We start from the raw sequence: 11,989 nt of genomic DNA on the forward strand, positions 1-11,989 counted from the left end.
TATGAAACGAGACCGATGTTATCTCGCCGGACGATCCCCGTATATCCCATGCGGCCATCTCAGGCAGGTGTATACAACCAATGAGGCCGTTTCGTGTTTAATTCGACGCTGACCTTTCTGCCGGATCCGTCGACTGTCCGTCGCCATGCTTAATCCGCTGTCGGCTCGAGCCGGCGCCGGCGCTGAAGATTGGCATCGAGTTGCGACATCACGCGGAGGGTTGCATTCACATCGTCTTCGCTTGCGCCCTCGAAAAGCTCGGCACGGAGCTTTGCCAATACGTTGCTTAACTCGGTGTTCAGCGCCTGTCCGGCGGCTGTCAGACGCAACGTTTTGGCGCGTCGATCCTGCGGGTCTTCGATACGATCGATATAGCCCAACTCCGTAAGCTGGTCGAGAACCCGTACCAACGTCGGTCCCTCCAGATTGAGGACATCGGCAAGAGTGCCCTGACGGATGTTGTCGCCGAGGCGGGCAATGTAGCGCATTGGCAGAACGGTGGCCTCCGATAGCTCGTAAGGCTTCAGAGCACCATCCAGGGCCCTACGGTAAAGGCGGGCCAGGAGCACAAGATTAACGCCCATCCGCTCGTGCAACTCTCTCATCGGCATAGCATTCACTCTGATTTCGACGCTGCATTTTCAAATATTGTCTTACGATAGACAATGGCTATCGCCCGTAGTTGTTTCCTTTAAACGGATGCCGCCTTTTAAGCACGAAAATTGCGACGGGCCGACGTTTTTTATCGGTAAAAAAGTCTTCCTCGATTGTCGGCAAGGCGGCTGACACTGGGCCCCGGCAAAAGTTCTGGCAGTGAGACCGATCTGGTGCCGAAATGGTGAATGCGCGCCGCGTAAATCCCCCTGTCGATCTGGGGCATCCCGTGTTTAATGATGTCCTTTTAATCGGAGACACAAATGCTGTCGCAGGCAGTCGTCCGCCGCGAGGTGGACGTGATCATCATCGGCGCCGGCGCCGCCGGCATTGCCGCCGGACGCCACTTGCAAACCGTCCGTCCGGACTTATCGCTGCAAATTCTTGAGGCCGGCGCGCATATCGGTGGTCGGGCGCTCACGGTTCGACCGAAACTCCTGGCAGGACAACCTGTCGATCTCGGTTGCGGCTGGCTCCATGGCGCCCAAACCAATGCATGGACTTCTGTTGCAGGTGACCTGGGGCTGGTCGTTGACCAGACACCGGCGCCATGGAGCGACGGCGGCCGCCGGCTGCAGAACGACGAAGCGGCATATGCGGCAATCGGTGACTTCTTCGAGCGCGCCGAGAATTATCGGGGAGAGTCCGACAAACCCCTTTCGGACTTGCTCGAGCCGGATAACCCCTGGAACCCTCGGATCGAGGCGATCGGGACCTATCTGAACGGCGCAGCGCTGGATCAGTCCTCCCTTCTGGACTATGCCAACTACGCGCCTGGCGAGGGTCCCGACCGGCGGGTGCGTGAGGGCTACGGGGCGCTGATCAGCACTTACGCCGGTACATTGCCCATTTCGCTTCATACAGTCGTGACCGGCATAGACCACCGCTCTCGCACGTCTGTCGTCGTCGAGACCAATCGGGGGGCGTTGATGGCACGCTGGGTGATCGTCACGCTGTCCACCGATATGGTGGCGCGAGAGACCATACGTTTTACGCCAGCCTTGCCGCACAAGATCGAGGCGGCGGCCTCCCTGCCCCTTGGCCTCGCCAACAAGCTTTTTCTGCGCTTGCCTTCCGATCTCGATTTGCCGGTGGATACGCAGGCCTACGGCTCAGCCACGACGAGTGCCACTGGCAGCTATCATATCCGCGCCTTTGGTCAGCCGATCATCGAGGCCTACTTCGCCGGTCCGCTTGCCCATGATCTGGAAAGGGCGGGCGATGCTGCGGCGCTGGCGTTTGCGCGCGATGAACTGGGAGGCGTCTTCGGAAGCGCAATTCGCGGCGATCTGGAATTTGTGACGATGTCCGGCTGGGCAACATCACCGCATATCGGTGGCGCTTATGCCTATGCCAGGCCGGGCGCTGTTTCTGCGCGCGGCGTGCTCGCCGAGCCCGTCGACGGACGCTTGTTGTTTGCCGGCGAAGCTTGTTCCGTGGCGCGTTATTCCACGGCCCATGGCGCCTTCGAGACAGGCGTTGCAGCGGCTGAAAGGATTATCGATGCTGCGCCAGCACCTGCAGCCAATGCACTTGCAAACGAAAGCTAGCCTACCATATTTTCCGCGAGATACTTTTGAGCGCGACACAGCCTTATATCCGGCCTATCGCCGCACCTTACGTATTCGATTCGACAATCGATAAGCCGTCATATGGCGGCTCCACCATGCTCTTCTGATGCCCTGTCTTGGGTTTCGCAGTATCGACAGGGATTAGACATGCTCAATCGCTTCACTTTCAGTCGCCGGGCGAGCTTCTGGACGGCCGCTGCAGTCGTTGCCCACACGCTATGGACCAGTGCTGCACCGGCCATGACCTACCCGCTCTATGCCAGGCAGTGGGGCCTGACGCCGTTTGCCACGACGGCAATCTTTGCGATCTATCCCATCGTGGTGGTCCTGGTCCTTGTGGGTTTCGGCGATATTTCCGATTATGTCGGTCGTCGCAAGACGATGTTGTTCGGGTTGGCCGCTTCGCTGATCGGTGTGTTGCTGTTCGCGGTGGCGCCGGATGTCTGGTGGGTACTGGTCGGACGCGCTTTCATGGGCATCGGGGTCGGACTTTCTGCCGGGCCGTCGGCTGCCGCACTCGTGGAATTCAGCGCGCCGGGTCAAGGTCAAAAAGCCAGCGCCATTACTACGCTCGCCCAGGTCACCGGCCTGATATGCGCAGCGCTGGTTGGCGGCGCACTGATACAATATGCACCGTTTCCGACGCGCCTGAATTTCATCGTGCTTCTCGTGGTTCTTGCCGGCATATTTGCGGCGACCTGGTTTCTTCCCCGCCATCTCAGCACGGAGGCCTCCGGCCCCTGGCGGTTCAAGGCCATCGTCATCCCGCGCGGCCTGCGCAAGATTTTCGCGACTTCAACCATCGCCGTCACTGCGTCCTATGCGATGGGCACCATCATCCTGTCACTCGGGGCACAGATCGCCCATGACGTGATCGGCTCGCCGAATGCCATGGTCAACGGCGCCACCATCGCACTCTTCGCCTTCGTCGGTGGCGCGGTTGCTATCCCCGCCAGAGGCCTGAAGTCGTCCGCCACGATCTTGATCGGAGGTCTTTCCTCGCTGACTGCAGTTGGCCTGCTTGCCTTTTCCGCCAGCCAGCATTCGCTCAGCCTGTTTGCAACGGCGCTCGTGTTCGGCGGCATATCCTACAGCCTGCTGTTTTCCGGCGGGCTTGGGCTCTTGAACGCCAATGCGCCGCCACGCCATCGCGGCGGTACCTTGTCGGCGCTGTTCCTGGTTGCCTATCTCGCCCAGGGGCTGGCAGCACTCCTGCTCGGGAAGATTGCCACACTCTACGGCTTGAACTTCGCCGTCGATGTGGGATCGGCTATCATTGCCGGCCTGTCATTGTGCGCCATGTTGCTCGCTGTTCTCTACGCCTCCCCTACCCCCTCCTCCCGTCACGTTATTGGAAACCGTCCATGAGCACCCTTTTCTCACCGTTTGAACTTCGCAATCTGACCCTGCCCAACCGGATTGTCGTTTCGCCGATGTGCCAGTATGTCGCCGACAACGGCAAGGCCACCGCCTGGCATGAAGTCCACCTCGGCGGGTTGGCGCTTTCGGGCGCAAGCATGCTGTTTCTGGAAGCGACAGCCGTGGAGGCAGCCGGCCGTATCACGCCCGGCGACCTCGGCCTGTGGAACGACGAAACGGAAGCTGCCCTGAAACCGGCGATCGATGCTATTCGTCTCGTCTCAAAGACGGCTATCGTCATGCAATTGGGTCATTCCGGCCGCAAGGCGTCCAGCCATTTGCCTTGGGAAGGTGGCGAACTCATACCGCTTGCTGAAGGTGGCTGGGAGAACTTTGCCCCCTCCCCTCTTCCTCACAAGGATGGCGAGCGCGAGCCAACCGCTCTCGATGCTGCCGGATTGGCGCGCGTGCGCGATGCTTTCGCAGCGACTGCTGCACGGGCAGCAAGACTTGGGCTGGATGGTGTCGAGCTACATGCCGCCCACGGCTATCTCCTGCATCAATTTCTGTCGCCCCTCTCCAACCAGCGGACGGACGAGTACGGCGGGTCTCTCGAAAACCGCATGCGCTTTCCGCTCGAAGTGTTCGACGCTGTCCGCGCGGCGTTCCCGTCCGACAAGGCCGTTGGCGTGCGAATTTCCGCAACGGATTGGGTCGAGGGTGGATGGGATGTCGCTCAGAGCATTGCGTTCGTCAAGGAACTGCAAAAGCGCGGGGTCGATTGGATCGATGTGTCCTCGGCCGGCGTGTCGCCGTTGCAGCAGATCACCGCAGGACCGGGCTACCAGGTGCCCTTCGCCGACGAGATCAAGCAAGCAACAGGCGTTACGACTATCGCGGTTGGTCTGATCACCGAGGCCAAACAGGCGGAGGAGATCGTCTCGAGCGGTAAGGCTGACTTCGTGGCACTCGCACGCGCGATGCTCTACGATCCACGCTGGGGATGGCATGCTGCGGCGGAGCTCGGTGCGACCATCGAGGTTCCGCCCTCGTACCTGCGCGCTGCTCCGCATGGGAAATCTAAATTATTTCGTCAGGGTTGATTGATGTCGATTTAAAGCTGGAGGTTCGGGCCAAGTGGCTTGGACTTTGTTGGGGTGAAAGCGCTAGCCTGTACTCTGTGCCACGTTGAGGCTTTTCGCGATATCTGATCGCTGCAGTCCACAGGCTAGCTTGAATCTTTCACAGTGCTGTCGAGACAGCCTACTATGGGTCAGGCTCTTTCGCTGACTTTAGCCTCGCTCGCCAAGCGCAGGGCGCGCAGCCGGGCTGTTTTTTCTTCGCGCGCTTTCCGACGCTGTTCATTGTCTGCGAATGCTGCCTCAGTTGCAGCGTCCGCAAGCACTCTTTTCTGCTCTTTTGAAAGCTGAAGTCTGCGTTTTTTCTGCTCTTCCATTGAATCCTCCGTGGGTCGGTCGCAACGTGCCAGCCCCATTGCGGTCAAGCGCGCGGATGCACTCGCCATTGATAAGGCGACTTTTGTTTAATGCGAAGGTCCGCGGAAGGTTTCATCGCTTTTCAGGATCGTCCGTTGGCGGACACTCGCGTCTGGATTGTTGTTTTCTTTAGGGGCCGGTATTTCAAACGCAGGTGCAGGTCTGCTCGCTGTATCGGTTAGCTGGGCTCACATAATAAAGATCGTTGAGACGGCGATCATTAAAAGAGAGCAGGAAATCCTAAGAATTCGCACTTGGCGCGTTCAGGAACCATCGCTTGATAAGCGGGACGACATGTTTACTGCGGTAAACTTCTCCACCGGTCTTATGTGTCCATAGCCGTCGTTAACGATAAAGCCCTTGCCCGCCAGTGAGAATCGGTCTCAAATGCGCTTTGAGAAGCCAAGTAGCTTACAAAACGCATTTGCGAGAAAATTAGATGAATATGGCAGCAACGCTCGGAAAGCCTATTTCGGAGGTCGACCAGCTTATCATCGGCCAAGCCCGAGAGCTGTCCGACAAGCTGAAGCAGCACCGGCTCGAGATGTTTCCGCCGACCGCGCAGAAGACGCTCAGGCAGTTTCATCTCAGCGAAGCCGCGCATTTTCTTGGCGTCACCAGTGGCCATCTGCGTAACCTGTCGCTCGAATCAAAGGGGCCGCTGCCGCAGGTTACACCATCAGGCCGTCGCTCCTACACGGCGGAGCAATTGCTGGAGATGCGTCAGTATCTGGAGCAGAATGGTCGCGCCGGCCAGCACTACGTACCGCATCGCCGCGCCAAGGACCATCTGCAGGTCATTGCGGTCGTGAATTTCAAAGGCGGGTCGGGCAAGACAACCACGGCGGCCCACCTCGCCCAGCATCTGGCTTTGACCGGGCATCGCGTTCTGGCCGTCGATCTCGATCCGCAGGCCAGCCTTTCGGCGATCCACGGCTTCCAGCCCGAATTTGATCTCGATGAGAACGAGACGCTTTATGCTGCGATCCGTTATGACGAGCGTCGGAGACCGCTTAGGGAAGTCGTGCGGAAAACCAATTTTCCGGGTCTCGACATCGTGCCGGGCAACCTCGAACTTATGGAGTTCGAGCACGATACACCGCGTATCCTGGCGCAGGGGCAGGGCAACGACTACGGGCGCATCTTTTTCGCACGGCTGGACGAGGCCTTGTCATCTGTATCCGACGATTACGACGTCATCGTTATCGACTGCCCTCCCCAGCTTGGATTTCTGACAATGAGCGCGATTTGCGCCGCCACGGCGGTGCTCATCACGGTACATCCGCAGATGCTCGATGTGATGTCCATGTGCCAATTCCTGCAGATGCTCGGGGAAATCCTGAACACCTTGAAGGGTGCGGGCGCCGATATGAACCTCGACTGGATGCGCTATCTCGTGACGCGCTACGATCCGACCGATGGACCGCAAACGCAGATGGTGGCGTTCATGAGATCGATGTTCAAGCAGCACGTCCTCACCAACCCCATGCTGCGAAGCGTTGCGATCTCCGATGCTGCGCTTACCAACCAGACCCTCTACGAAGTAGATCGCAGCCAGTTCACGCGCACCACATACGACCGTGCGTTGGAATCGATGGAGGCTGTGAATGCTGAGATCGCCGCGCTGGTCCACAAAGCATGGGGTCGCTGATTATGGCCAGGAAGAACGTCCTTTCCGGATTGATTTCCGAACCCGAGGCAAAGTTTACTGCGGTAAACTCCAGTCAACAGACCTCCGTGCCTGAGCGCCAGACGAGCGGCTACAAGGGCGTTGGGGCACTTGGCGCAGTGACACGCAGTATCGACGCGCTTGCAGCCAAAGCCGATGCGGCCAAGGCGATCGAGGCAAAGCTCACGGCCGGCGAGGTGGTCATCGAGCTTGATCCGGATATGATCGAGGACTCCTTCGTGTCCGACCGCCTCGTGCAGTTGGATGCCAAATTCGACGAACTGGTCGAAGCAATACGTCTACGCGGCCAGGATTCACCGATTCTCGTGCGTCCTCACCCATCCCGAGACGGCAAATACCAGATAGCCTTTGGCCATCGCCGTGCTCGCGCCGCAAAGACACTGGGCCGCCCTGTCCGGGCTGTCGTCAAGAAGCTGGACGATCGCGATCATGTCATCGCGCAGGGCCAAGAAAACAGCGCCCGGGCAGATTTGTCCTTTATCGAACGCGCCATGTTTGCAGGTCGGCTGGAGAAGCGAGCCTTTGACCGCGAAACGATCATGGCCGCGCTCAGCGCCGACAAGACTACGGTTTCGAAGATGTTGTCGGTCATCAACCGCATCCCCACCGCGGTTGTTGATGCAATTGGACCGGCCTTGGCTGTTGGCCGCGACCGTTGGCATGACCTGGCGACGCGTTTCGACACGCCCGAGAATGTCATGCGAGCGGGTGAATTTATCACGCGTCCGGAATTTCTTGGTGCCGTAGCAGACGACCGCTTTGATTTGTTGAGCGCATTTCTTGCAGGACGGGGAGAGGCGAGGTCTGCGACCGTCGTGAAACCTGTTTCGGAGTGGCGCGAGCAAAGCGGTGCTGCAAAAGCGGAAATCAAGGCTGGTGGCAAGAAGTATACGATTGCCTTGAAGGCGGAGAACGGTCCGGCCTTTGGCGCTTATATCACCAAAAATCTTGATCGGCTTTACCAGGCCTTTCAGGAAGAGACCAAGTTGGAAGCAGGAGACTAAACGCAAAAGAAAAAGGCCCCCAAACGTTGCCGTCGTGGAAGCCCTTCTCGTAGTTGGCGCTTAGAGAATCACATTTCCACGAATCTTAGTCAAGAGTCTTTGGCACCAAATTGGGTGAGCGGATTTCTTTTGCCTTGAAAAAGGTGAAGGACGATGCAGACCGGACATATATCGACGCCCTTTGGTGGGCGTTCGATGACGCTTGGCATGCTGGCAAGCCAGTACGACGCGAGTGAGATCGACGCTGACGCCTCGGTCGACAAATGGAAGTTATTTCGAGCGCTGTGCGAAGCGCGGCAGATGCTCGGGGTCAGCGATCGCGCGCTGGCTGTTTTGAACGCATTATTGAGTTTCTACCCCGGTAACTTGCTTTCGGCAGCCAACGGACTGGTGGTCTTCCCTTCCAATGAGCAATTGGCCTTGCGTGCCCACGGTATAGCGCCTGCGACATTGCGCAGACACCTTGCCGCTCTCGTAGAGACAGGCCTGCTTATCCGCCGGGATAGCCCGAACGGCAAGCGCTACGTCCGCAGGGGCGGCGATGGTGAAGTTGCGCAGGCTTTTGGTTTCAGTATTGCTCCGCTGATCTCCCGGGCTGAAGAAATCAATGTGCTGGCGGCTGAAGTGGTCGCCGAACGTCAATTTCTCCGTGTCACGCGAGAAAAGCTCACATTGTGCCGACGCGATGTCGGCAAACTTATCGAGACGGCCATGGAGGAGGGGGCACCCGGCGATTGGTCAAGCATATACGAGCACTTTCGGCGCCTTGTGATGCGAATTCCTCGCCTACCGACAGCGGCAGACATCCAACCTATTCTGGAAGATATGAGCATGTTGCGTGATGAAGTCGTCAACCTACTGGAAACATGTCTAAAAACACAAAAACAAAGCGGCAATGAGTCCCGAAATGAGCAGCACATACAGAATTCAAAATCCGAATCTATCACTGAACTTGAATCAGCTTTAAAAATAAAGCAGGGCGACGCTGAGGGGGCAGAGCAAAAGCTAAGCCTTGTGCCTGTTACACAAGACCAGCAGGATAATAGCCGCCAACCGGTGGAGGGCGGCGGCAGGCAATTTGCGGATCTGGGCGGTTTGAAGTCCTTTCCACTCGGCCTCGTGCTTCGGGCTTGCCCCGAGATTGCGATGTATGGCCCGGGAGGAGTGATCTCGAGTTGGCGCGACATGCTGACGGCCGGCGTTGTGGTCCGATCGATGCTCGGCGTCAGTGCCAGCGCCTACGAGGAGGCCTGCCAGGTCATGGGACCGGAGAATGCGGCAACTGTCATGGCCTGCCTGCTGGAAAGATCCGGTCAAATCAACTCGGCCGGCGGCTATCTGCGCGACTTGACCAGAAGGGCGGAACGAGGGGAATTTGCCATTGGGCCAATGCTCTTGGCGCTGGCTCGTAGCCATGGCTTAGAAGACAGGAGGTCAGCATGATTGCCTTCGCCCCGCTTGCACCGTTAAGCTTCACGTGGATAGCATGCCGGTATATGGCGGACTGCTCTGTACTTTTGAACGGAGACCACGTATATGCCGGGCTCATGAAGAGGCCTGCGACGTGCTGGCCGCGGCGATCTGCGCCTTCCGGGTTTTTTTCTGCCGGCGCGAACACCGAATTCCGAAAGACCAGATATGACTGAATTCGAAGGCATCGTTCCTCCGATTGCGCAGGCGTTGACCAAACGCGGTTACGAAGCGCTCACCCCCGTGCAAAAGGCGATGCTTGATCCCAAGCTCGGCAATTCGGACGTTCTCGTTTCCGCGCAGACCGGCTCGGGCAAGACCGTGGCATTTGGCCTCGCTCTTGCCACGACGTTGCTTGGCAAGGGTGAACGCTTCGGCCAGGCTGGTCGTCCACTGGCGCTGGCGATCGCTCCGACCCGCGAATTGGCTCTGCAGGTGCAGCGCGAACTCGAATGGCTGTTCGAGCTGACCGGTGCCACGATTGCTTCCTGCGTCGGCGGTATGGATATGCGAACAGAACGACGTACGCTCGATCGTGGCGTTCATATCGTCATTGGTACACCTGGCCGCCTTTGCGACCATATTCGCCGTAACTCGCTGGACATTTCCGAGCTGCAGGCCGTTGTCCTCGACGAGGCCGATGAAATGCTCGATCTCGGCTTTCGTGAAGATCTGGAGTTTATCCTCGAGAACTCGCCAGCCGAGCGGCGCACGCTGATGTTTTCGGCCACCGTGCCGCGCTCGATCGCGGCGCTTGCCAAAAGCTACCAGCGTGATGCAGTGCGTATCAGCACCGCCGCTGAGACGAAGCAGCATGTCGATATCGAGTATCGCGCCCTGACCGTCGCCGGAAGCGACCGCGAAAATGCGATCATCAATGTCCTGCGCTTCTACGAGGCGCCGAATGCCATCGTATTTTGCTCGACGCGCGCAGCCGTCAACCATTTGACAGCCCGTTTCAACAACCGTGGTTTCTCGGTCGTTGCCCTTTCCGGCGAACTCAGCCAGAGCGAGCGCACTCACGCGCTGCAGGCTATGCGTGACGGGCGCGCCCGCGTTTGTATCGCCACCGACGTCGCCGCTCGTGGTATCGATTTGCCCGGTCTCGACCTCGTCATCCATGCGGATCTGCCGACCAATCCGGAAACGCTGCTGCACCGCAGCGGTCGCACAGGCCGTGCCGGTCGCCAGGGCGTTAGCGCCATGATCGTGCCCACCAGCGGTCGTCGCAAGGCGGAGCGTCTGCTCGAGGCTGCGCGTATTAATGCGACATGGGCAAAGCCACCGTCGGCCGACGATGTTACGCGCCGTGACGATGAACGTTTGCTCGCCGATCCCTTGTTCACCGAAGCCGTTCGCGAAGACGAGATTGATTTCGTCAAGAAGCTGCTGGAGCAGCACAGCGCCGAGCAGGTGGCTGCTGCGTTCCTGCGCCAATATCGCTCTGCACACTCCGCGCCTGAAGATCTACTCGATGTTGCGGTCCCTGACGACCGCAAGAAGCCACGCCGCGATGAGTTTTCTGCGCCCCGTGACGACCATCCTGCCGAGACGCGCGCCGACTTCACCGATGGCAAATGGGTTTCGCTATCGGTTGGGCGCAAGCAGAGTGCAGAACCACGCTGGTTGATTCCGATGATCTGCCGTTACGGCGACCTGACGAAGCGCGATATCGGCGCGATCAGGATGCAGCCTGACGAAACGTTCGTGGAGTTTTCGGGCGAGGCGGCAGAGCGTTTCCTTGCTGCGATCGGACCGAACAAGACACTGGAGAAGGGTATCCGCGTCAAGGCTCTCGACAGTGCGCCTGAAACCGGACGCCAAAGCCACGATGGTCCGAAGCGCAGTTTTGCGGAAAAGAACAACCGTCCGCGGACGGACGCCAAGCCTGCAGCGAAGTTCGAGCGCAGGTCCGAAGGCGCACCGGCAGCACCGGGTGAAAAGAAGCCTTGGAGCAAGAAGCCTGATTTTGCACGCGATGGCGCGAGGCCAGCTGGCGGTAAGCCAAAGTTCAAGAAAACCACGTAAAAGCTGCGCTGATTTTCAAATATTTCCGAATAAGCTGAAGGCCGGGTTTCCGGCCTTCTTTTTTGCGTGGACGTCAGGTCCGCAATTCTTAGAGGGCTTGAAGCTGTTCGGCAGAAGATTTCCCGGACCGCTTGTCCTGGACGATTTCGAAGCTGACCTTCTGGCCATCCTTCAATGTTCCGAGGCCCGAGCGCTCGACAGCGCTAATGTGCACGAAGACGTCTGCGCCGCCGTTGTCAGGCTCGATGAAGCCAAAACCCTTGGTGCTGTTAAACCATTTCACAGTGCCGGAAGCCATTTCGTAGTTCCTTCTAGTCTTGTTTTCCATGTGCCGTTTAGAAGCGGCGTTGTGACCAATATTGAAGCGCCATGACGTTGCATCAGCGTGCTTGCAATAGACCATTTGTAGAGGTAGGGCGTCGAAATGCGGTTGCAAGATGGCAATTTGCACCGTCGATATGGGACGCCTGTTGCTTAGTCCCGGAATGAAACATATCGACGGTAGGGCGGAGTTCGAGCTCAAAGGTATTGTGAGCTCGGAAAAGTTCAGCGTACAACCACAGGGTCCCTTCCCCATTTATGGTTAACCAAGTGTTACGGAAGTAATTTACTTGCTAGGTTCGTATACAGAATAAAATATCACGCTTACAACGATATAGCGTTGTGCGAGACCGCTAAAACCTAAGCCTCGCTTTGAGGTCGATGGCACCAGCTGTC

At 58.2% G+C, this 11,989-nt stretch carries 10 protein-coding genes; 7 read left to right on the plus strand and 3 right to left on the minus strand.

Going from position 1 to position 11,989, the window contains the following annotated elements; translation table 11 throughout:
• Positions 1-149: 149 nt before the first annotated feature.
• Positions 150-605 carry a MarR family transcriptional regulator gene (locus tag EQW76_RS13735; protein ID WP_161990948.1) on the minus strand — a complete coding sequence of 152 codons (456 nt, stop codon included), beginning with the start codon at positions 603-605 and terminating at the stop codon, positions 150-152.
• 312 nt (positions 606-917) lie between these two features.
• On the opposite strand from EQW76_RS13735, the gene EQW76_RS13740 reads away from it, so the two are divergent.
• The 3 genes from EQW76_RS13740 (at position 918) to EQW76_RS13750 (ending at position 4,687) form a co-directional block, all read left to right on the plus strand.
• Positions 918-2,204 carry an NAD(P)/FAD-dependent oxidoreductase gene (locus EQW76_RS13740; protein ID WP_142824944.1) on the plus strand — a complete coding sequence of 429 codons (1,287 nt, stop codon included), beginning with the start codon at positions 918-920 and terminating at the stop codon, positions 2,202-2,204.
• Between the two features lie 168 nt (positions 2,205-2,372).
• Positions 2,373-3,593 carry an MFS transporter gene (locus tag EQW76_RS13745; protein ID WP_161990947.1) on the plus strand — a complete coding sequence of 407 codons (1,221 nt, stop codon included), beginning with the start codon at positions 2,373-2,375 and terminating at the stop codon, positions 3,591-3,593.
• A complete protein-coding gene (locus tag EQW76_RS13750; RefSeq protein WP_142824946.1) occupies positions 3,590-4,687 on the plus strand; it encodes an NADH:flavin oxidoreductase/NADH oxidase in 1,098 nt (365 codons plus the stop codon). The genes EQW76_RS13745 and EQW76_RS13750 overlap by 4 nt, the downstream gene beginning before the upstream one ends.
• 170 nt (positions 4,688-4,857) lie before the next feature.
• On the opposite strand, the gene EQW76_RS13755 is transcribed toward EQW76_RS13750, so the two are convergent.
• Positions 4,858-5,040, minus strand: coding sequence for a hypothetical protein (locus EQW76_RS13755; protein ID WP_142824947.1), 183 nt, complete (start codon positions 5,038-5,040; stop codon positions 4,858-4,860).
• Positions 5,041-5,519: 479 nt separating this feature from the next.
• On the opposite strand from EQW76_RS13755, the gene repA reads away from it, so the two are divergent.
• The 4 genes from repA to EQW76_RS13775 all read left to right on the plus strand — a co-directional run bounded on the left by repA (position 5,520) and on the right by EQW76_RS13775 (position 11,272).
• Positions 5,520-6,731, plus strand: a complete 1,212-nt coding sequence (gene repA / locus EQW76_RS13760; protein ID WP_142824948.1) for a plasmid partitioning protein RepA — start codon at positions 5,520-5,522, stop codon at positions 6,729-6,731.
• Positions 6,732-6,733: 2 nt separating this feature from the next.
• Positions 6,734-7,774 (plus strand): plasmid partitioning protein RepB, encoded by a 1,041-nt coding sequence (repB, locus tag EQW76_RS13765; protein WP_142824949.1) that lies wholly within the window; start codon positions 6,734-6,736, stop codon positions 7,772-7,774.
• A gap of 153 nt (positions 7,775-7,927) precedes the next feature.
• A complete protein-coding gene (gene repC / locus EQW76_RS13770; RefSeq protein ID WP_142824950.1) occupies positions 7,928-9,217 on the plus strand; it encodes a plasmid replication protein RepC in 1,290 nt (429 codons plus the stop codon).
• 195 nt (positions 9,218-9,412) lie between these two features.
• Complete coding sequence (locus EQW76_RS13775; RefSeq protein WP_142824951.1) at positions 9,413-11,272, plus strand: DEAD/DEAH box helicase; 1,860 nt, start codon at positions 9,413-9,415, stop codon at positions 11,270-11,272.
• An 88-nt stretch (positions 11,273-11,360) separates the two neighbouring features.
• Here EQW76_RS13775 and EQW76_RS13780 read toward each other — a convergent pair whose 3' ends face one another.
• Positions 11,361-11,570 carry a cold-shock protein gene (locus EQW76_RS13780; protein WP_111221169.1) on the minus strand — a complete coding sequence of 70 codons (210 nt, stop codon included), beginning with the start codon at positions 11,568-11,570 and terminating at the stop codon, positions 11,361-11,363.
• Positions 11,571-11,989: the final 419 nt, after the last annotated feature.

The organism is Rhizobium sp. rho-13.1, assembly GCF_007000305.1.
GTDB lineage: Bacteria > Pseudomonadota > Alphaproteobacteria > Rhizobiales > Rhizobiaceae > Rhizobium > Rhizobium rhododendri.

Coding starts and splice junctions, on each gene's coding strand:
- EQW76_RS13780 (WP_111221169.1), bottom strand. CDS start 11,570: ATGGCTTCCGGCACTGTGAAATGGTTTAACAGCACCAAGGGTTTTGGC.
- EQW76_RS13755 (WP_142824947.1), bottom strand. CDS start 5,040: ATGGAAGAGCAGAAAAAACGCAGACTTCAGCTTTCAAAAGAGCAGAAA.
- EQW76_RS13775 (WP_142824951.1), top strand. CDS start 9,413: ATGACTGAATTCGAAGGCATCGTTCCTCCGATTGCGCAGGCGTTGACC.
- EQW76_RS13740 (WP_142824944.1), top strand. CDS start 918: ATGCTGTCGCAGGCAGTCGTCCGCCGCGAGGTGGACGTGATCATCATC.
- repA (WP_142824948.1), top strand. CDS start 5,520: ATGAATATGGCAGCAACGCTCGGAAAGCCTATTTCGGAGGTCGACCAG.
- EQW76_RS13745 (WP_161990947.1), top strand. CDS start 2,373: ATGCTCAATCGCTTCACTTTCAGTCGCCGGGCGAGCTTCTGGACGGCC.
- repC (WP_142824950.1), top strand. CDS start 7,928: ATGCAGACCGGACATATATCGACGCCCTTTGGTGGGCGTTCGATGACG.
- repB (WP_142824949.1), top strand. CDS start 6,734: ATGGCCAGGAAGAACGTCCTTTCCGGATTGATTTCCGAACCCGAGGCA.
- EQW76_RS13735 (WP_161990948.1), bottom strand. CDS start 605: ATGAGAGAGTTGCACGAGCGGATGGGCGTTAATCTTGTGCTCCTGGCC.
- EQW76_RS13750 (WP_142824946.1), top strand. CDS start 3,590: ATGAGCACCCTTTTCTCACCGTTTGAACTTCGCAATCTGACCCTGCCC.